The sequence below is a fragment of the Bradyrhizobium sp. ma5 genome (assembly GCF_042258955.1).
Lineage (GTDB): Bacteria > Pseudomonadota > Alphaproteobacteria > Rhizobiales > Xanthobacteraceae > Bradyrhizobium.
This window is the reverse complement of record NZ_CP170156.1, coordinates 2,150,285-2,169,948: the sequence shown is the minus strand read 5'-3', so window position 1 is coordinate 2,169,948 and position 19,664 is coordinate 2,150,285. Positions and strand designations below refer to the sequence as shown.

Sequence of the window (19,664 nt, the reverse complement as noted above, 5' to 3'; positions counted from 1 at the left end):
CTCGCGACATCGAGGCATGGCAGACCCGACCACACGATCACCGGAAGCCTAAAAATGATTACTTGCTCGGCCAGCTCAGCTGCGAATACCTCCCGTCCGCCTGGGGCTCGGCCCCGACTACGACCAATGCTGATTGCGTCATGCCGACAGAGGACGAGCACCGTGCGTGGCTAGGTCCGCAGAGCGAAAGAGCGGGATCACAGGCACCGGCACTTAACCAGTTCCGGCCCGTTTCTCGTTTGACAGGTCATGTTGCGCGTCGCGCAGGAAGAACAATACGGCAGACCCGCCGACTTGAAGGAATAATCATGCTTGAAAACCAACGATTCCAATTGGCTACGCCCCTCAAAGCCTACCACTGCGCCATCGCTCTTGCTGTCGTAGTGACTGCTGTAATCCCCGAGCGGGTTCACGCGCGCGATCAAGAGCCGACCGCAGAGGAGAAAGAAGCGTGCATGGAGGACGTGTTCCGCCTGTGTAGCAGCCACATACCAGATCGCGCCGCTATCACGGCTTGTCTCGGATCCAAGCAAGCGAACCTCAGTCAGCAATGTCGCCACGTATTCTCCGTTCGAGATACAGGAAAGAGAAACAACGACGCGAAGTGAAGGATCGCGGATCAGGCGGCCTGTTCGCGTCGATCACGCTCAGAAGTCGCCCCAGCCTGACCTGCAGGACGGTCACGCGAGGACAGATGAACGAGCAAAGTCGCTCACAACTGACGGACGCTCTGGTTCCAGCGCGCTTGTCCGGATAGGCAAATGCACAAATTACCATTCGATACAGTTCTGATCGCCAATAGGGGCGAGATAGCCACACGAATCATCAAAACGTTGCGCACGCTTGGACTTCGTTCCGCAATTGCCTACCACGAGGTCGACGCGCAGACCCCCGCCGTCTCCATGGCCGACTTAGCGATTCCGATCACTGGCCGCACGCCGATCGCGAGCTATCTGGACATCGCGCAGATCATCGCGGCCGCCCACAGAGCGAACGCCGGCGCGCTGCATCCGGGTTATGGATTGCTTGCTGAGAATGCGGAATTCGCCAGGACAGTGACAAGGGCCGGTATTGCATTCATCGGACCCGCTCCAGAAACTATCGAACTCATGGGCGACAAGATCCGCGCCCGCAATTTCGTTCAGAGCAATGGCTTTCCAGTCGCGCCCTGCGCCATCGAAGAAGATGACCCGGCGACATTCGTTGCGAGGGCATGGGCTATTGGAGCTCCTTTGCTCGTGAAGCCATCAGGGGGCGGTGGCGGCAAGGGCATGCGGATTGTACACGATCTTGATGCATTGGAGGTCGCCATTGAGCAGGCGCGCGGTGAAGCGCACCGCTACTTTGGGGACAGCCGACTCTACGTCGAACGATACATCGAAAGCCCTCGACACATCGAAGTACAGGTACTCGGTGACTCCTTCGGTAACTTGGTCCATCTCTTCGAGCGCGAGTGTTCGGTCCAGCGTCGCTTCCAGAAAATCATCGAGGAATCGCCCTCGCCGGCGCTATCACCAGAATTGCGGACACAAATTTGCGAGACCGCAGTCGGCATCGCTCGTGCAGCGAACTATCAAAATGCAGGAACGGTCGAGTTCATCTTCAGCGGGAGAGAGTTCTACTTTCTCGAAATGAATACACGCCTTCAGGTCGAGCATCCAGTGACTGAGATGATCACCGGCGTCGATCTGATCGCCGAACAGGTCTATGCGGCAGCGGGTCGCGAACTTGCGCTTTCGCAGTCCGATATTGCTTCAAATGGGCATGCAATCGAGCTCAGATTGTACGCGGAAGCTCCGGAGCGCGGCTATGTCCCGACCATTGGGAAAGTACTTCTTCTCGAGTATCCGGATAACGTACGGATCGACAGCGGCATCACGCAAGGCCAGAACATCACGCCGGCGTTCGATCCCATGCTCGCCAAGATCATCGTGCATTCTCCAAGCCGCATAGAGGCTGCTCTGAAAGCCTACCGCGCGGTTCGGGAGCTGGTTCTCCTTGGGTGCGAAACGAACGCAAGCTTACTCGCCCGGGTCCTTTCCGACGAGGCATTTCTCGACGGTCAGTTCCATACGGGATACCTCGAAGAGAATCCGCATCTCGCAGCGGGCAACTTTGCTGCCGGAATGTCTGCGTTCCTGGCATCCGCTGCTCTGCTGACGAGGCCGGTCCGCGAGTCGGCCGATGCCGTGCCCGCGCTTCACGCGGCACTCGGCAGTTGGAGGAATTGACGTGTATCACTCATTCGAAGTCGACGGCGTAGATTACAGATTGTGGCTTTCAGCCAGCCAGCAGGGCTATCGGCTCCATCTGTGTGATCAAGTGATCGCCCCCGTCGCGTTCACCCGTCACAGCGACAGTAGCGGCATCCTGACCATCGCGGGCGAGAGCGAACCGGTTCGGTTCGCCATCGAGGGCGATCTCATCCACCTGCACATACGCGGCAGAACGCGCGTATTGCGCTACAATGACCCGTTGCGAACGCTCGTTTGCGGAAATGACGAGGCACGTCCGCGGGTTGCGCGGGCGCCGATGCCTGGCGTGGTTGTTGCGACCATCGTTTCGCCTGGCCAGGCAGTCTCGGCGGGAATGGCGCTGATGATGATTGAAAGCATGAAGCTGGAAACGATCATTCGCTCACCACAGGATGGCATCGTCGATCGAATTCACGTCAACGAAGGCGAGAGCTTCGAGCGCGACGCTGTGCTGGTCACGCTCTCCAAGGAAGGGCGCTGAAATGCAACGGATCGGTTCCGTGGTGGACGTGAACTCACGGGAGTTTCGTCGCAATGACCTCCACAACAGACAACTTGCGGCCGACTTGAGGGAACGCCAGCGCGTTGCCCGCTTCGACCGGCCCGAGCGGGACCTTGAGCGGCTGCGTCGGCAAAATAAACTGTTTGTTCGCGAGCGCCTCGCGGCCTTGCTCGATCCGGAAACCCCATTCCTGGAGCTTTCCACGCTGGCCGCCAACAAGGCATACGACGGCGAGGTGCCAGGCGCTGCGCAGGTCGTCGGCATCGGTATTGTGGCGGGTCGGGAGGTGATTGTTCACGCCGACGATGCCAGCGTGAAGAGCGGCGCATGGTATCCGCTCTCGGTCAAGAAGATCGTGCGGGCCTTGGATATCGCTATCGAAAACCGTCTGCCGGTGGTTCATCTGTGCGACTGCGCCGGCGGGTTCCTGCCTTTGCAGGCGGAGTTCTTTGCTGATCGTTACCATGCCGGTCGAATTCTCCGCAATCAATCCATTCTCTCGAAGATGGGAGTGCCGCAGGTCGCCATCGTGATGGGCCAATGCGCCGCGGCAGGGGCCTACGTCCCAGCGCTTAGTGAATACAACATTATGGTCGAAGGTGCAGGAGCGATTTTCCTCGGTGGCCCCCCGGTCGTGAAGGCTGCCACCGGAGAACAAGTATCCGCCGAAGAGCTTGGGGGCGCCCACATGCATACCAGCGTGTCGGGCAGCAGTGATTACTTCGCAAGCTCCGAGATTCATGCAATTGCGATTGCCCGCGACGTCGTCGCTCGCTTCCGCCAGCCGGCGAAGACCTGGATCGATCGAGTCGCCCCTGAGCCGCCCGCCTATGGTGCGACGGAACTCTACGGTATCATTCCAATGGACACGCGAGCGCAGTTCGACATGCGAGAGGTCATCGCTCGTCTGGTCGATGGCAGCCGATTTCATGAATACCAGCCGCGCTATGGGACATCACTCGTGTGCGGCTTTGCGCGGCTTCATGGATATCAAATCGGGATCCTTGCCAATGATGGCGTGCTGTTCGGTGACAGTGCGCAAAAGGGTACTCATTTCATCCAATTGTGCGACAAGAACCGAACGCCCCTGCTCTTTCTGCAGAACATCACGGGCTTCATGGTTGGCCGCGAATATGAGCGGCGTGGGATCACCAAGGACGGCGCCAAGCTAATCATGGCCGTGTCCGGAGCGTCCGTGCCGAAGTTTACGATCGTTTGTAACAGCTCGCACGGCGCAGGCACTTACGCTATGTCGGGACGCGCGTTTGATCCCCGGTTTGTGTTCAGCTGGCCGAATTCTCAGATGTCTGCGATGGGTGCCGAGCAGGCTGCCGGTGTCCTCACCCACGTCAAGGCGAGACAATTGGCCCGCGCAGGGGGACGCCTCTCGGAGCAGGAATTGGCAGCCATTCGAGAGCCCATCCTTGAAGAGTATCGCGAGCGGTCGAGCGCCTATTATGCGACCTCCGAAATCTGGGACGACGGCATTCTTGATCCCGTCGACACCAGAACCGCCCTCGCAATCACATTGAGCGCTTCGCTCAATGCGCCGATCGACGCACCACAGTACGGCGTGTTCCGGCTGTGAAGCGGGGCAGAACACGATGCATGGCTCGAGACATACCTCGTTCCGCTAACCGAGAGGTAGAATTATGATGATAACGGATCCCGCCAGCCGCGAAGGTGGTCGCCCCACAGTATCGATGGCGATGCCGCAATCGTCTTCCGCATCTGTCAAGGCTCCAAATTGGGCCGTGGCTCCCCCCAGTCGTTTAAGCGAGCGCTCGCCTACCGCTGCAACGATAAGGAGTTCTCGGTGGTATCATGAGAGAACAGGCAGCCCGTTGTTTGTGGATGCCTGCACATCTTCACTCGCGATCTGGCAGGGCATGAGGTGACGCTTCGATCTAACCGGCATCGATACTCCAGAAGCAGGTAGAGGAGGCCTGCTTCAAAGCTCCACTACGGCGGCGCCCGCAAGCCGAAACGCTTCGAAGGATACGGTGAATCGGCAGGAACGCCGCGATCGAGGCGGACGCGGCAAGTGGCCGCGTGAGATAGCCCCGTCGGCGTCCAGGCGCCTACACCGTTCTCGTCGGTCGACGATCTCCTCTTGACCGCTCCACGAAATGGAGAGCTTGACCCTCACGTAGCGTCAGGTTGTAGCCTCACCACGGGGCCCACGCTCAAACCGACCGATACCCAAGCGTCAATGAGGCATCTGCCGCGCGCAGACGGGGTGGGCACTGCATCAATGCAGCCGATGGCACGTCTCTTCAACGAAAGCCCCCGTTGGACGGAAGAGCCTCAGGTTTGGACAGGGACCGTGTAAGTTCGATGGAAGCGCTTAAATCGATCATTGGAAAAGTTGCCACGGGTGCCACTCTTACGCGCGAGGAAACTGCGTTAGCTTTCGACAGCATGATGTCGGGCCACGCGACCCCCTCGCAGATCGGTGGCTTGTTGATGGGAATGCGGGTCCGCGGCGAAACGGTCGAAGAAGTCACCGGCGCAGCCTCCGCGATGCGGAATAAAATGCCGCGGGTCGAGGCGGCATGTGACCCCATCGATATCGCTAGCACCGACGACGCCCCATTGTGTTCGATCAGCATGTCGACGTGCGCCTCCTTTATCGTCGCCGGGGTCGGCGTTCCTGTCGCCAAGCATGCCAACCGCGCTGCATCGTCAGCTTCCGGCGCCGCAGACGTGTTGGCACACCTCGGCGTGAAGATCGATCTCAAGCCTGACGCCGTTGCTCGTTGTGTGCACGAAGCCGGCATCGGCTTCATGTTTGGGTCGGCCCATTATCCGGCGATGCAGCGCATTGGTCAGATCCGGACCGCACTTGGGACCCACACGATCTTCGATCTAATCGGACCTCTGTCCAATCCGGCTGGGGTCAAGCGGCAGATCGTTGGGGTATTCTCGCGCGAATGGGTTCAGCCTCTGGCGCAGGTAGTAAGGAACCTTGGTGCCGAGTCGGTATGGGTGGTTCATGGCTCGGACGGGCTCGAAGAGATAACCCTCACCGGCCCAACCTTTGTTGCCGCGCTTGAGGCGGGCACCGTCCGCACCTTCGAAGTGACGCCGGAAGAGGCCGGGCTCCCGCGCTGCCGCAACGACGTGCTGGAGAGCGGCGATGCCGATATCAATGCCGTCGCGCTGCAAAACGTGCTCGACGGGGCACCAAGTCGACATCGTGACGCTGCGCTTTTGAACGCGGCGGCGGCATTGATCGTGGCCGGCCGGGCCTCGACGCTGCAGGAAGGTGTCGCACTTGGGCAAGAATCGCTTGATCGCGGCGCCGCTGCCGCTCGCCTGAAGCGCCTGATCGCGGTTTCCAACGCATGACAGCCGAGTTGACCGATGTCTCAAGATTTCGACCAAGACCAACACTCACAACCGCGGCCAGATTGCTTGCGCGAATGCGCATTGCTTCTGCGAGATTTCGGGGACGCTGCGGCGCCTGCTCGCGCGCGAATCAAAGCAATTCGCGCTGAGCACGCGGCGCGAGGGCCAACGCTCTTCGTCGGCGAGAGCCTGTTGCGGCACGCCGTTGAGGTCAGGGCTCGAGACGAAGTGCGCGCTGCGCTCCAAAGGAGATAATCGATGATGTCCTCGCAGACTACGGAAACACTCGGATCTATTAACATGATAGAACATATCATTCGAAAGTTTCGGGAATTGATCGATCGAGATAGCTCGATCCCGCCGGAGCTGCGGGGTGCGCTGCACGCGACGCTCGATGAGCATCTTCTCGATGCGAAAAAGCGTCTTCTCGTGAGAGTAGATGAGGGTGCCGATGCTGTTATATGCGGATAACATCTGGCAGGCGCCCGCCGGTAGCGGAATCGGCATCATCTTGTACGCACGGGAACATGGGAATGCTCCTGCCCAGCTGCTCCGATCGCGCCATGAATCCATGAGCACCGGCCGCCTCTTCGCCGTGGCAATTCGGCGCCAGGAGGTTTCTTGAGGAGCGCCCGTTTGAAAAAGGGTGGGCGGCAACTCGCACTCCTGCTGGCTACCCCAGATCCGGCGCGACGCGGCGAGATATTGCACGTCCGTCAGGGTCATCATTGTAGCTGATCTGGAGGAGATCGATGCGGTCCCCAGTACCAATCTGTGCTCGCCAGTCGAGGATCGAGGTCATCACTGCGTGCAGGAGACACTAGAAATGGAGTGCAACTCCAGAGACGGCTCATGAGTCACCAGCAGCTCCCTCCTACAATTCGAGATGTTCCGTCTATCCAATCGGCGGAGTTCCGTCAGGCGATGCGACATCTGGCGAGCGGCGTCGCCATTGTGGCGACCGGAGCCGCCGACGAACGACGTGGACTGACGGTTAGTTCCGTGACGTCGATCTCCATGGAGCCGCCGTGCCTGCTCGTTGGCATCAATGCCGGCTCCGAGACCAATGATGGGATACTGGCCAGCCGCAGTTTTGGAATCAGCCTTCTCCGCAGCGACCAGGAAGATCTTGCGCTGCGTTTTGGCGGCCAAGACGGTGCGAAAGGCGTTCACCGCTTCGATACCGCGCCCTGGATTCGAGGCGTCCTCGATGTACCGCTATTGCCGAACGCGTTTTGTTCGCTCGAATGCGTTTTGTACGACAATATGGTGGTTGGCACACATACCATCTTTGTCGGACGAATTGTCGCGACCCGGGCGGGCCAGGGCAATCCATTGATCAACTTCAGGGGCGCGCTTCGAACCTTGCTGCTTGATTGACTGCGATTTACGAGAATGCCGTTAGGAGAGAAGAACAGGACAATCCGCTGATCTCTGCTGAGTGGCCCCTCCTCTGCTTGGTCGCCCGAAGGACCGAGGCCCGAGCAGCAGCCTGCGAGAAGGTCGCAGCAAGCGCCCGCAAGGCCGCTGGATTGATGCCATGGGAATGCAATTTGCGAAGATATCGAAAGAAGATATCGAAAGGAGCCCTGATCGGAATGGCTACAACTCACCAGAACGGCCCAAGCAGGACAGACCCTTGAGCTTGTGCAAGTGCGTCGATACCTACCAGCCTTGGTAGCTCCTTTACTATCGGCAGGCGCGTAGCTTCCTTGCCGCGGCAAGGCCGAGCTTCTGAGGCAAACCTGTCCCACAACAGTTGGCAACTCTGAAGGCCTTCGCGCTCGATCAAGATGCGATTTTGTGAATCTTATCATGAACTTGTGCGAGCATGCCCTCAAAGTCACAGAGACACCCATGTCCAGCAATCCGTTTGGAACAGCTACGATCCTCGACGGCATCCGCCGCTGGGTCGAGATCGAGTCTCCGACGGATCGGCCGGATCAGGTCAACAAACTGGCTGATCTCGTCGCGGCGGGCTATCGTGACCTGTCGGTCACCATCGAGCGCGTTGCGGGCCGTGATGGCTGCGGCGATCATCTGGTCGCGCGCTCGTCCTGGGGGCAGGGCATACCGGGCATTCTGGTGCTGAGCCATCTCGATACAGTTCACCCGATGGGATTCATCGAGCGTCTGCCGTTCAAGGTCGAGGGCGGCAGGGCATTCGGCCCTGGTATTTACGATATGAAGGGCGGCGCCTACCTCGCCTATCACGCGTTCCGGCAGATTTGCGCCGACGATGTCCGCCCGCCGCTCGGCATCACCCATATCTACGTATCGGATGAGGAGATTGGTAGTCCGACCTCGCGGGCGTTGATCGAGGCCGAGGGCCGCAAGGCCAAATATGTGCTGGTGACCGAGCCCGCGCGCAACGGCGGCAGGATCGTCACCGGGCGCAAGGGCGTGGCGCGTTTCGACGTCTTCGTCAGCGGCTCGCCGGCGCATGCCGGGACGCGCCCCGAGGACGGCTGCAGCGCGATCCGCGAACTCGGAAATGTGATCCAGACGCTGGAGGCGATGAACGATCTCAAGCGCGGCGTCACCGTCAATGTCGGCGTGGTCCGCGGCGGCACCAGGCCGAACGTGATCGCCGAAGAGGCATATGCGGAAGTCGACATGCGGGTGCCGACCATGGCTGACGCCGACGAGCTGGTGCCAAAGGTCCTCGGCATCATATCACGCACCAAGGGCGTCAGAGTGAAGGTCCGCGGTGAATTGAAGCGTCCGCCGTATGAGAAGAGCAACGCCGGCGCCGCGCTTTACGAACACGCTAAGGAGATTGCCGCCGAGCTCGGCTTCAAGCTGCTTGACGTCTTCAGCGGCGGCGGCTCGGACGGCAATTTCACCGCGCCGCATACCGCGACGCTTGACGGCCTCGGCGTCGACGGCAAGGGCGCGCATACGTATTATGAGCAACTCTACGTCTCATCGATTGAGCCTCGCGCGCGGCTGCTCTACCGCCTCTATCAGACGCTGCGATGATCTCAGCACCAGGGAAGCCGCGACCGCGACGTGCGTGCGATGGCGGCCGCTCGCACATTCGCACCGCTCGTTGCTCGAACGGCGCAAAGAGCCATAAACTGCCTTCCCCATCAGGCCGACCTGATCGACAATTATCGTCGGATCCCACACTTGGCACTGCCGAGTCAGCGGCGGACAGGTACGACTGAACCATTCAATGACGACGCTGCGGACGTCAGGCACAAAATCGACTCCGATGGCGGCGAAGCACAGGCGTTTCCGACAACGGGCTCAGCTGCTGTGAATCTAATCTCAATGGGGTGACGACCTTTCTGACGCACGAAGCGCAGAATGCTGTCAACCCCACGTCGCTCGGCGGCGCTTTTCCGGCGAACCTGCGAGCTGTTGCCATGTTCATACCGGGTGCCAAGAGGGCTTGAATCGGACGTAACGTTAAGTTGTACGATCCTGAGATTGGCGCGAATCTTCGTGTGCCGTCGGGATTGTGAAGGATTACGAATGTCTCACCTGATCGGAACCGAGCCGCAATGGTTGGTCGCGATCCTCATCCCCGGCGGCGGGTCGGTCGAAATGGCTATGCAGCGCGTCATGATCGTGGCGCTACGGCGCGCAGGTAGTTGTGAATGGCCCGGCATTCCAGGACCGATGCTACGCGGTGGTCCTAAGCCGGGTCACCAGAGAGCCAATGATGTCAGAAAAGATCGACGTCGATTCCGATCCCAAGCCTTTGCAGGGCGCCGCCGCTTCGCGAATTTGAAACCGAACCCTTCGTCTGCTGGGATCCCCTACCGGAATCAGGCCGGCGAAGCAGCATTTCGCTCTGTTCACACCGCTTTCCAGGTGCTGGCAGGGGCCTTCTCATCGCGCAAGTGTGCGACAAACCGTGCGACCGCGGGGGTTTTCAAAAGGCTTGAGCTGCAAGTGTCGCCCGGCGTGACCCCCGCGACATCGGAAGAGATGGCTTGGCACTGCGGAGCAGCAAGTTGAAAGAGCCCGATGGTGTCCAGAAGGTCCTGTTAATCGACCACATTGAAGGCCAATGCCGGGCCATTGTCGGCTTCAAAGATGGAGATGCCAGAGCGGCGTATATGTGCGGCGAGCCTGTATATCAAAAACCAGGCAAGAGACAGTCGTCGTGGTGCGCCTATCACCACGCGCAGATGCACGCGACCGAGCAGAACAGAGTAAGTACTCAAGTGCCTGAACGTCCTCCAGCAATATCCATTGTTCGTTACCCATGACAACCATCAAGGACCGCGTTGTTCTGCTTAGGCCGTGTGAACAAAGCCTGTGCGAAGGACGACCGAAGCATGTGATCGAGGCGTCCCGAAGCAATTGCGCGCTTAGGCTTAACTGCATCAGTACAAACCTGTTGTGCCGAGCCGTGCCACACGGAGAATACATTGGATCTCTGCACACTGATTGAGCGCAACGCGGCGTATGCTCCCGACAAAGCCGCGATCCATTTCGAGGGACTGACTCTAAGCTACGCCGACTTCAATCAACGGATCGAGCGGGTTTCACGCGCACTCAAGAACCAGCTTGGCGTCGAGAGAGGAGACCGGATCGCGATCCTCAGCCTCAACCGGCCTGATTATCTGGCGCTGCTCTATGCCTGCGCGCGGCTCGGCGCAATCCTCGTACCATTGAATTGGCGCCTTGCAGCCGCCGAGCAGCTTTTTATCTTGTCCGACTCTGGGGCAAAGGTGCTCGTGCTTGAGCAGCCCTTCGACGCAGTCTTGCCCCTTCTGGCGGGGCACCTGCCCGATGCCTCCCTCGTGGGGTTGGACTTTGCGCCTCTGGGCGGAAGCAAGTTGGACGATCTGTTAGACGAAGACGGTGGTGACGAGCGCAATCCACGTGCGGACCTGACCTGCCCGCTTCTGATCGTCTATACGTCGGGTACCACAGGGCGACCGAAAGGCGCGGTGTTGCGTCAGGAAGCGTTGCTGTGGAACGGCGTCATGAGTCAACACATGCATGACCTCACCTCGGCCGATCATGCTCTGACTGTTCTGCCGCTCTTCCACGTCGGCGGTCTGAACATCCAGACGACTCCGAGTTTGCACCACGGCGCCACGGTAACTATCCAAAGCCGCTTTACGCCGGAGGCAACGTTTGATTCGTTTGAGCGTGATCGGCCCACGCTGGCAGCCTTGGTCCCTGCCATGATGCAAGCCATGACCAACCATCCGCGATGGGAAAGCACGGACCTATCCGCGCTCAAAGCAATCTGTACCGGATCGACGATGGTGCCGCAGCGCCTTGTCGAGCGCTTTGTCATGCGCGGAGTGCCAGTCTTGCAGGTTTACGGTTCGACGGAGACCTGCCCCATCGCTGTCTATACGAAGCTCGGCGGAGATCTCGTTCCTGAGGGGTCAAGCGGCCTGCCCGGTCTTTGTTGCGAAGCGGCGATCATCGATGGTTCCGGCAGCAAGTTGCCGCCCGGTACACCAGGCGAGATCGCAATACGTGGGCCCAACGTCTTCTACGAATATTGGGGAAATCAACGGGCTACGCGAGAGGCTTTGAGTAATGGCTGGTATCGCACCGGTGATATCGGCCGCCGCGACGCCGATGGATATTTTTGGGTCCACGACCGCAAGAAGAACCTGATCATTTCCGGCGGAGAGAACATCTATCCGGCCGAAGTGGAGCGTGTGCTTATGGGCCATCCGGATGTCGCGGAATGCGCCGTCGTCGGTCGCCCCGATCCGCGCTGGGAGGAAGTACCGATCGCTTATGTGATCAGGCGACCGGGGGCCCAGATCGAAGCGGAAGCGTTGATGGCGCATGTGCAATCACAGCTCACCCGTTTTAAGGTGCCGCGCGAAATCATTTTCACGCAAGAACTACCGAAAACGGCGTTGGGCAAGGTCCAGCATTTTGTGCTGAAGGAAGCCGGCACGCGATCAGACCCAAAAGGAGACAGCAATTGAGGATGGCCGATTGGCTGGCCGTACTTTCCCGCTACACCGCGGGTGTTATCGAGACGGCGCACAATCAGCTTCCGGTCGGGGACTGTACACGCTGCGCCGCAGCGAGGTCATCATTGCTGGCATGGCGGTCTCTGTCTGATCGCGCCAAGTGCCCGGGAGGTCGTTATTGCCTCGGATCCTAATCATGAATTCCGGCACGCCTCAAATGTCGGGCGGCGATCTAACAGCCGCTCAACTTTCCCTTGCCGCCAACTCGGCTTGCCGCTCAGCTTGGTTTGCGCAGGAGGGTGACCTCATAGTCTCTCCGGTGGCCATCCCGACAGATCTGCTATCTTTCATTGGCACCACGCTTGATTTTGATGCCTCGAGCCTCTTGCTGCTTGTGCCTGAAGGTACCCGCGAGGCGCGGGTCCTTAATGATTGCACGCTGCTGTCCAATACTGTTGTTGAACGAATCAACAGCCATATTCACCTGAAATCATCCTGGAGAATACATCCCTGCTACTCTAGTGAAGGAGTCGCGCGCCTGGCGGCTCTGCTGGGCATCCCGCAAAGCGGGGACGACTTCGCCCTGCAGCGAGGGCCTGATCTATTGAACCGCAAGAGCCACTTCCGTCAATTGGCGACAAGTGTCGGACTTCCTTTGCCCAATGGATGCGTAACCACGGACCCAAACGAACTATTCAGGGCAGTCACCTCGCTAAGGTCTGAGACCGGCAGCGTGATTGTCAAGTTGGACAATGGAGCGGGCGGGGTCGGGAATGTCGTCCTGACCAGCAACGAGAGCGGTCCACTGCCTGGGGCAAGAGATACCAGGCAGATTCCTTGGCCGTCGTTTGATCCTGAAGCACTTTGGTCTGAGATGACAACAGCATCGTGCGAGACGTTGGTCGTGGAATCGTACCACGTGGCTCGATCTTTGTTCTATCTCGAGTATGAGATCGGGCAGGATGGTTCAATCGTTTTCATCAACAGTGGAAACATACGTCTGCGTCGAAGCAACGATCGATTTGAACGGGCTCTCATCTGGACAGGACTTGAGCTTCCAAGCGACCTGAGGAATGAGCAATGGTTGACCGCCCAGGCGCACGCCTACCAATTTGTGCAGCTTGCGCGAACCCTTGGGTATCGTGGAATGATTAACATTGACGCTATTTTCGCGAGCGACGGGCGGCTGCTGTTTAATGAAGCGAACGGCCGATGGGGCGGAAGCTCGGTGTTGCACAGCATCGCTGTCCGCTTGCTGGGCTACGACTATTCCAGTTGCTACGTTATCTTATCCGTGAGAAACGTCCGATCAAGTTCTCTCCAAGCCGCGCATGATCGTTTCGTCGAGGACGGATTTCTGTTCGACGGCACACGCAAGGAAGGCGTGATCCCGCTTGCCGCTGATCAAGAGGCTGGCACGGTGGAGTGCCTCGTGATTGCGCGCGATAGGTCCGCAGCCCGCAATCTGCAGCACCGCCTATTGACAATGGTTTGATTGAGATCGCAGCGACCATATCTTAACTCCCTCCATTCATTCGAATTCCCCCTGCTTTTGAACGTGTGGTTGAAACCGGTACTTGGGACGTGACGTGAAGGTGTGCTTCGTCTCACTCGAGGCCGATACCCACCGTGAACGAGTATGCGCTACGAGGAGATACAAAGGCCTCTGTCCGAGGTGAGCGGCGTCTGTCGGCAGCTTACTCTCCAAAGCTAAATCGGGGGATCGGCAGATCCTCAAGGCGGAGTGGGCAGGTTCCCGCTCGACCAATATCGCAGCGCCATTCCGATTCGGTGCAAAAGGAGAGCCCGATGGCAGTGGCTCAGTGCGCGGACTATAGGCATTCATCGTGAAAGGTGCCGACCTCCTCTCTTCCGAGCAGCTTTCGCTGACGACGTGTCACCGAGCCTGACCGAGCAGCCCATATCGCACAGCCACGAAATCACCACAGGATATCTTCTGCCAGGACCGCTGCAAGGACCGCGCCACCGATCACCTCCCGAGAGTTCATCCGTTCCTCAACTCATTCGGAAGCCATTTCAGCTAACTCACCTCATGGGCTACCGGTAGAGCCTTCGATGATCCGGCGGTTCGCACCGCTGCGTCTTGAACAGAAGTACACCAGCGATCGTCGCTCTCCAGCGCGTACAGGCTTCACCTCATGCCGGACCTTACATGTGGTGACAAGCACGGCCCCAAATGGCGGTCGGAATACCTGCTGTTCGTAAGCGCTGGGATATACCACAAACTCACCTCCCTCGAACTCTCTCGCAAGCTGCACAATCACGGAGTACTCGAAATCAGGGTCGCTCTCAGCATCCAAATGGATGCCAACAAAGGAGCCAGGAGGCATACGATGCATTTGGCACCGGCGAATCACGTAATCTGACGATGCTCCCAAGATCTTTCTCAGCGCGAAGCTGCGGTCCTTCTTTTCCAGCAGTTCGATGATTTGCCTTGGAGCTGTACCATTCGCATTGCCAGGAGGGCGGCCGGGCGGATCCACCCTTACGCGTTTCACGAAGACATTGTGCGAGTCGCCGGCATCTCCCACCCGTACCTGTTCCTCGGGAATCTCAGTCTGCAGCTGGTCGATCCTCGCCAGGTCATCCTGGGTGAACAACGTCTGCGGGCCGATCACGACCGTACCCTTCACCAACAACTCTATGCGGTACTTCGTGAGAGCCTCTTCTGAAAGCAGACCGGATCTATCATTTACCGCGCGCGCCATTCGGGTTTCACTCCAAGGTTTGATCTTCAAGGGACGCCTTCATATCCTCGTGCATCGAGCGGAACGCTTGCTCCCAATGCTCGCCATCGAAATCATCTATTCTTATGCTGTCGATAGTTCTTCTATCCAAGCATCCAACATTCACGCTGAAACCGGAGGGGTTCGATCGCGGCCTATAGAATGGCTTTACGCCGCAATTCCGGCAAAACGTGTGTCGAGCGATGTTCTTGTTGAACTGGTATGAGGTAATGCATTGTTCGCCGGACTCAATGCTGAGCTTGTCAACTGGCACGAGCAAGTGCAGAAACCCCGACATTCGGCATATCGAGCAATTGCATCGAACTGCTGACAGCTGTCGCGGCGCTCGGACGCTGAACTTGACAGCACCGCAATGACAACGGCCCTGGTGTTCGATCTCCGCTCGACCATCTCCCTCAAGTGGGACAATTCGGAGCAGATCGCGGCACCACTGCAAGCTTAGCCGATAGGCTCGATCGAATTCATCGAAAAAGCGACCATTGCTGCTAGCCGGTACAAGTTCGCGAATGAGACGGGTTGTCATTTCTCCGTGATATTTCTCCGCGGGATCTTCTCCGCCGACATGACTGCGGAAGTACACAAGATCGTCCAAACGCACATCAAAGGCCTTGACCAGAGTAGTCCACAGCGACCGAATCATTTCCGCAGCATGCAGCTCGAAAGCGACCATGTAGGCGCAACGCACTACGGGGTCTTTCGATGACAATCCGGCAAAGAGAGAATGCAGGTACCGTTTCGTTGTGGCGCTGTAGTTAGGCTGTATTGCTCTGCCGAGCAGTCGCGATACATCCTGTCTAAGCAGATTTGAGTGGAAGTTTTCAGTGGCCAGAATATCGGGCAGCGCCGCCTTGCCGCCTTGGAGAACTCGGCCATAACCACCCGTCTCATCCCAACAGATGAAATTTCCGACCACGCTGGTCAGTTCAATATCTCTCGGAAGGTCGCGATTGTGATGCATTGCATCGAATATGAGGTCCTTTTGCGACCCCGCCTGCAGGTACGGGAACGCTTGTGACATTGCCAAGTATTCAGGCAGCAGGTTGGCAAGTTGGTCTTCAGTCAACTCCGCAGCGAGCGGATGCGGGCCGAACAGAGCTCGCGCCTGCTCGGTCAAATACTCGCAGAACATCTGCGAAGGCTGATCCAGTGTAAATTGAGACGCTTGAGAAGACCTCATTTGATTCCTGACTATGAGGAGAGAACGATCCTTGACGGGGCCACTTCGTGCCCGGGCCCACTATTGGCAGTAGCGAGATCGATGGTTCGCTGGGTCGACCCGGTCTATGGTCGCGTTCACCATTTTATCGTCGCCACGGCTCTTCAGATCACGTATCACGGGCCAGTGCTGCAAGATCGGTTTCGAGCTTTGGTTGATGCTTGAAGATGGCGTCAATCAACGCCTGCGCTGGTTGCTCGGTGGCCTCAACCAGCGCTGCTTTCTCGGCCCGCGCAGACGGAGCGAACACGCGCTTGACGACCGTCGGCGAGCCCCTAAGACCGCATTTTGAGACGTCCTCGACACCGGCATCGTGCGCGTTCCATTTCACGATTGGCGCGCGCGCGGCACGCAAGGCATCCGCCATCGCGCCGCGCCGAATCTGGTTTGTTGCCTCCAGCATGGTGATGAGACAGGGCAGCCTCGTGTGCAGCACCTGGACGCCACCTTCGGAGCGTCGCTCCGCTTCGATTGTCCGGGCGGTGAGATCCAGGGATCTGACCTTGGCGACGTAGGTAAGCTGCAGCACGCCGAGCCGTTTTGCGATGCCGGGTCCAACCTGCGCGGTATCGCCGTCGATGGTCTGCTTGCCGGTAAAGATGAGGTTTGGCGGGCCATACTCCTTACCAATTTTTCCGATCGCTGTTGCCAGTGCATAGGTTGTGGCCAGGGTATCGGAGCCCGCAAAGCAGCGATCGGTGAGCAGTACGGCGCGATCAGCGCCGAAGGTCAGCGCTTTTCGCAATGAGTCTTCCGCCGATGGCGGCCCCATCGTAAGCGCGGTTATTTCGCCGCCGAACCGATCCCGCAGCCCGAGCGCGGCCTCAAGCGCGAAGAGGTCATATGGGTTGATGATGGTCGGCACGCCCTGACGCATGATCGTATTGGTCACGGGGTGCACGCGGATCTGCGTAGAGTCGGGAACCTGTTTGATGCAGACGACATTGTGCACGGAGTTGCTCCAAAAGTTGCGATGGCCGCAAAGAGGACAGCAAGTGTTGTACCATCGCACCCGATTCGAAATCGCCTAGCCACAACAGAGACTTAGACGAGACTGATGCGCCCCTCTGGCTTGGTATTCCTGACGAACGAATACCGACACGCGTAGGAGCTACGACAGCCACGCGCACTGAGTGATGCCAAGATAGCTGGCGACAAATGACCGTCGTTAATCACAAGCGGGCAACGTACCGGTTGATGGTGAACAAAGCGCAGTCGGAATCACCACGGAATCGTCTGGCCTCGTAAGCGAAATAGCCGCCGTGTTTGGCGGCACGTTGAAGCGGGCCAGGCGGACACAATTGAGACAGGATCGAGGCTGCGTTAACGCGCTCGCGCTCGAACTCCCTTAGCAAACGTGTTCAAGGATTCCGTAAAAACGCCAAAGGCGACGTTAACGCTCGGCTGTTCAACGGTGGCGCAGTCTCGTTTCGACGCTGCCAGCGCTTGGTGCGCTTCGAGAATTGCCGCGGGCCACTTCGAACTTGATCGGCGGATGCGCTTGACACCTCGCTTGACTTCGGCCAACTGACCATTCCCCAGGGCTCTTGAACGAATAGGCGCCTGGGTGATGCTCTGCATTTCGCGACGAGCAACTCCATCTCTCGACGAACCACGCGAACTCGCGTTGCGACAGCGGCGCTCGCAAGCGGACAGGGTCCTTTCGCTCATGGCCAAGCTGTCGCCGAGGCGAACCATCCCCTTCAGATTTGGACGGGATTGGACGCCCCGAACGACGAAGATTGTCCTGCTAGCCATTTTCGTCAACTGTGATGGTCGCAGCTCCAGCCGCTGTGGTCCTTGCGTTCAGAACCGCTTGATCTCGATTCCGTATTTCCTCAGCGCGTAGCCAATCTGGCGCGGCGTTAGTCCGAGCACGCGCGCTGCCTTTGCCTGCACCCAACCAGATTTTTCCATGGCCGCAATGACCCGCTCGCGATCGGCCACCTTCGCGCCACTTACGAGGACTGTGCCGGGAGGCGCCAGCGAGGCCACGTCGCCGACGACGGGCGAGACCGGCGCGGCCGCTCCAGATAGTGGGATAATGGATTTCGCAGGCACCGGCACAGGCGCTGCCGGTCGGACTGTCATCTCGTCCGAGGTACTTTTCCACAGCATCGCGGAAAGGCACTGGCCGTGGCAGCATGCAAAGTCATTTCTCACGATCGACGGTCCGGCGCACATGGTCGCTGTGCGCTCGATGCAGTTTTCGAGTTCGCGGACATTGCCTGGAAAGCCGCAGTTCATCAGCACATCGATCGCGCTCGCCTCTAAGGTCAGCGTACGGCCGTTCTCGCTGTTGAAATTCCTGAGGAACTCGCCGGCCAGCAGCGGAATATCACTGCGCCGTTCCCGCAACGGTGGCAGCAGCAAGGGAACGACGCTGATGCGATAGTACAGGTCTGCGCGAAACTCATTCCTTGCCACAGCCTCTTCAAGGTTCCTGTTGGTCGCAGCTATGACACGAACATCGACTTTAATGGTCTGGTTGCTGCCGACGCGCTCGAACTCCTGCTCTTGCAGGACTCGCAGCAACTTCGCTTGGAACGGGGCCGAAATCTCGCCGATCTCGTCAAGAAATAGCGTCCCTTTGTCAGCAAGCTCGAAGCGTCCTTTGCGCGAGCTAAACGCGCCGGTAAAGGCTCCCTTCTCGTGACCAAATAATTCGGACTCCAGGACTGTCTCAGGGAGCGCCGCGCAATTCAGCTTAATGAAAGGCCGCTTGGCGCGGGACGATGATTCGTGAATGGCCTTGGCTACGAGTTCCTTTCCGGTACCCGATTCGCCGCGCAACAGAACCGTGCTGTTCGATTTGGCTACGATCGCGATCTTCTCGAGCAGCCCGCGCACCGCCGGGCTGTCGCCAATGATCCCATGGGCGTGGGCCTTCTTACGCTCCCGTGCAGGCCGCTTAAGCTCAAACAATTGCTTTTGTAGCCGGTTCTTCTCCCCCATCAGTCGCTCGCGGTCGCAGGCGAACAACCGATGCAGCCTCACTGTCTGTCCCACCAGGTTGGCAACCATGGCAAGCAGCCGCGCGTCATAATCGAGCCGGAGACTCGACCTGTCGTCACGGATGCGGTCGACCGTCAGCGTACCCACGACTTTCGGATCAATGCGAATCGGAACCCCGATGAACGACACCGGCACACTATCGGAGGCGCCGAGCACTTCCAGGTCCGCCGCGCCGAATGTCGGCTCGGCTGCCACGTTCTCGGCGACAAGAGGCCTCTCCGTCGCGACAATCTGGTCGATGGCCTTCCGCGGCAGGTTCATCCGGTAGCGCTCGTCGCTGCCTTCGCTCCAACCGGCGCCCACGGTAATGTCCGGCATCCCGTCATCGTCGAGCAGTGAGACGATGCCGTGTCGCATCTGCACAAACGACTGCAGAAGATCGACGACGTTGGCCAACGTGACTTCGAGCCGGCAAGGAGTTGTAAGTATCTTCGATATTTCGAAGATACCGGTCAGAGCGCTCTCGCGCAACGGCTCGACCAAGAGCTCGCGCTCCGTCTCCGGAAGTAAGGTCGGTCTTTCGCGTGCGGAAGCGATATGCAGCATGGGGCGGTCTCCGTTGTTTTGATCATCCTCCCTGGCACCTTGTTCGGATTTTCGAGCTTCGTTTTGCATGTCATTCTCGATCTAGCGCCACGTATTGACGAG

Annotated in this window: 14 protein-coding genes; 8 read left to right on the top strand and 6 right to left on the bottom strand. The window is 58.7% G+C overall.

Annotated elements, in window-relative coordinates; genetic code table 11:
- Positions 1-197: 197 nt before the first annotated feature.
- Positions 198-560, bottom strand: coding sequence for a hypothetical protein (locus ACE103_RS10025; protein WP_375779273.1), 363 nt, complete (start codon positions 558-560; stop codon positions 198-200).
- Positions 561-761: 201 nt separating this feature from the next.
- Here ACE103_RS10025 and ACE103_RS10020 point away from each other — a divergent pair, with 201 nt between their 5' ends.
- The 4 genes from ACE103_RS10020 (at position 762) to trpD (ending at position 6,108) form a co-directional block, all read left to right on the top strand.
- Positions 762-2,231 (top strand): acetyl/propionyl/methylcrotonyl-CoA carboxylase subunit alpha, encoded by a 1,470-nt coding sequence (locus ACE103_RS10020; RefSeq protein WP_375779272.1) that lies wholly within the window; start codon positions 762-764, stop codon positions 2,229-2,231.
- Between the two features lies 1 nt (position 2,232).
- Positions 2,233-2,736 (top strand): acetyl-CoA carboxylase biotin carboxyl carrier protein subunit, encoded by a 504-nt coding sequence (locus ACE103_RS10015; protein WP_375779271.1) that lies wholly within the window; start codon positions 2,233-2,235, stop codon positions 2,734-2,736.
- 1 nt (position 2,737) lies between these two features.
- Positions 2,738-4,345: an acyl-CoA carboxylase subunit beta gene (locus tag ACE103_RS10010; RefSeq protein ID WP_375779270.1), complete on the top strand. Its 1,608-nt coding sequence runs from the start codon at positions 2,738-2,740 to the stop codon at positions 4,343-4,345.
- 749 nt (positions 4,346-5,094) lie between these two features.
- Complete coding sequence (gene trpD, locus ACE103_RS10005; protein WP_375779269.1) at positions 5,095-6,108, top strand: anthranilate phosphoribosyltransferase; 1,014 nt, start codon at positions 5,095-5,097, stop codon at positions 6,106-6,108.
- Between the two features lie 45 nt (positions 6,109-6,153).
- Here the strand turns inward: trpD and ACE103_RS10000 are convergent, their stop codons facing one another.
- The gene (locus ACE103_RS10000) at positions 6,154-6,837 is read right to left on the bottom strand and encodes a hypothetical protein (protein WP_375779268.1); all 684 of its coding nucleotides are present in this window, start codon (positions 6,835-6,837) and stop codon (positions 6,154-6,156) included.
- 123 nt (positions 6,838-6,960) lie between these two features.
- Between ACE103_RS10000 and ACE103_RS09995 the strand changes: the two genes are divergently transcribed.
- From ACE103_RS09995 to ACE103_RS09980, 4 genes are all read left to right on the top strand, one after another.
- Complete coding sequence (locus ACE103_RS09995; protein WP_375779267.1) at positions 6,961-7,488, top strand: flavin reductase family protein; 528 nt, start codon at positions 6,961-6,963, stop codon at positions 7,486-7,488.
- Positions 7,489-7,965: 477 nt separating this feature from the next.
- Complete coding sequence (locus ACE103_RS09990; protein WP_375779266.1) at positions 7,966-9,090, top strand: M20 family metallopeptidase; 1,125 nt, start codon at positions 7,966-7,968, stop codon at positions 9,088-9,090.
- A gap of 1,403 nt (positions 9,091-10,493) precedes the next feature.
- Positions 10,494-12,029 carry a class I adenylate-forming enzyme family protein gene (locus tag ACE103_RS09985; RefSeq protein WP_375779265.1) on the top strand — a complete coding sequence of 512 codons (1,536 nt, stop codon included), beginning with the start codon at positions 10,494-10,496 and terminating at the stop codon, positions 12,027-12,029.
- A gap of 184 nt (positions 12,030-12,213) precedes the next feature.
- The gene (locus ACE103_RS09980) at positions 12,214-13,512 is read left to right on the top strand and encodes a peptide ligase PGM1-related protein (protein WP_375779264.1); all 1,299 of its coding nucleotides are present in this window, start codon (positions 12,214-12,216) and stop codon (positions 13,510-13,512) included.
- Positions 13,513-14,068: 556 nt separating this feature from the next.
- Here the strand turns inward: ACE103_RS09980 and ACE103_RS09975 are convergent.
- The 4 genes from ACE103_RS09975 to nifA all read right to left on the bottom strand — a co-directional run bounded on the left by ACE103_RS09975 (position 14,069) and on the right by nifA (position 19,631).
- The gene (locus ACE103_RS09975; RefSeq protein ID WP_375779263.1) at positions 14,069-14,776 is read right to left on the bottom strand and encodes a 2OG-Fe(II) oxygenase; all 708 of its coding nucleotides are present in this window, start codon (positions 14,774-14,776) and stop codon (positions 14,069-14,071) included.
- On the bottom strand, positions 14,754-15,914 hold the full coding sequence (locus tag ACE103_RS09970) for a GFA family protein (protein WP_375779262.1): 1,161 nt from the start codon (positions 15,912-15,914) through the stop codon (positions 14,754-14,756). The genes ACE103_RS09975 and ACE103_RS09970 overlap by 23 nt, the downstream gene beginning before the upstream one ends.
- Positions 15,915-16,110: 196 nt before the next feature.
- The gene (locus ACE103_RS09965) at positions 16,111-16,953 is read right to left on the bottom strand and encodes an electron transfer flavoprotein subunit beta/FixA family protein (protein ID WP_375779261.1); all 843 of its coding nucleotides are present in this window, start codon (positions 16,951-16,953) and stop codon (positions 16,111-16,113) included.
- An 854-nt stretch (positions 16,954-17,807) separates the two neighbouring features.
- Positions 17,808-19,631: a nif-specific transcriptional activator NifA gene (nifA, locus tag ACE103_RS09960; protein WP_375779260.1), complete on the bottom strand. Its 1,824-nt coding sequence runs from the start codon at positions 19,629-19,631 to the stop codon at positions 17,808-17,810.
- Positions 19,632-19,664: the final 33 nt, after the last annotated feature.

Excerpts from the sequence above, each read along its gene's own strand:
- ACE103_RS10010 (WP_375779270.1), top strand. The coding sequence starts at position 2,738 with ATGCAACGGATCGGTTCCGTGGTGGACGTGAACTCACGGGAGTTTCGT.
- ACE103_RS10020 (WP_375779272.1), top strand. The coding sequence starts at position 762 with ATGCACAAATTACCATTCGATACAGTTCTGATCGCCAATAGGGGCGAG.
- ACE103_RS10000 (WP_375779268.1), bottom strand. The coding sequence starts at position 6,837 with ATGATGACCCTGACGGACGTGCAATATCTCGCCGCGTCGCGCCGGATC.
- ACE103_RS09990 (WP_375779266.1), top strand. The coding sequence starts at position 7,966 with ATGTCCAGCAATCCGTTTGGAACAGCTACGATCCTCGACGGCATCCGC.
- trpD (WP_375779269.1), top strand. The coding sequence starts at position 5,095 with ATGGAAGCGCTTAAATCGATCATTGGAAAAGTTGCCACGGGTGCCACT.
- ACE103_RS09970 (WP_375779262.1), bottom strand. The coding sequence starts at position 15,914 with ATGTTCTGCGAGTATTTGACCGAGCAGGCGCGAGCTCTGTTCGGCCCG.
- ACE103_RS09980 (WP_375779264.1), top strand. The coding sequence starts at position 12,214 with ATGAATTCCGGCACGCCTCAAATGTCGGGCGGCGATCTAACAGCCGCT.
- ACE103_RS09995 (WP_375779267.1), top strand. The coding sequence starts at position 6,961 with ATGAGTCACCAGCAGCTCCCTCCTACAATTCGAGATGTTCCGTCTATC.
- nifA (WP_375779260.1), bottom strand. The coding sequence starts at position 19,631 with ATGCAAAACGAAGCTCGAAAATCCGAACAAGGTGCCAGGGAGGATGAT.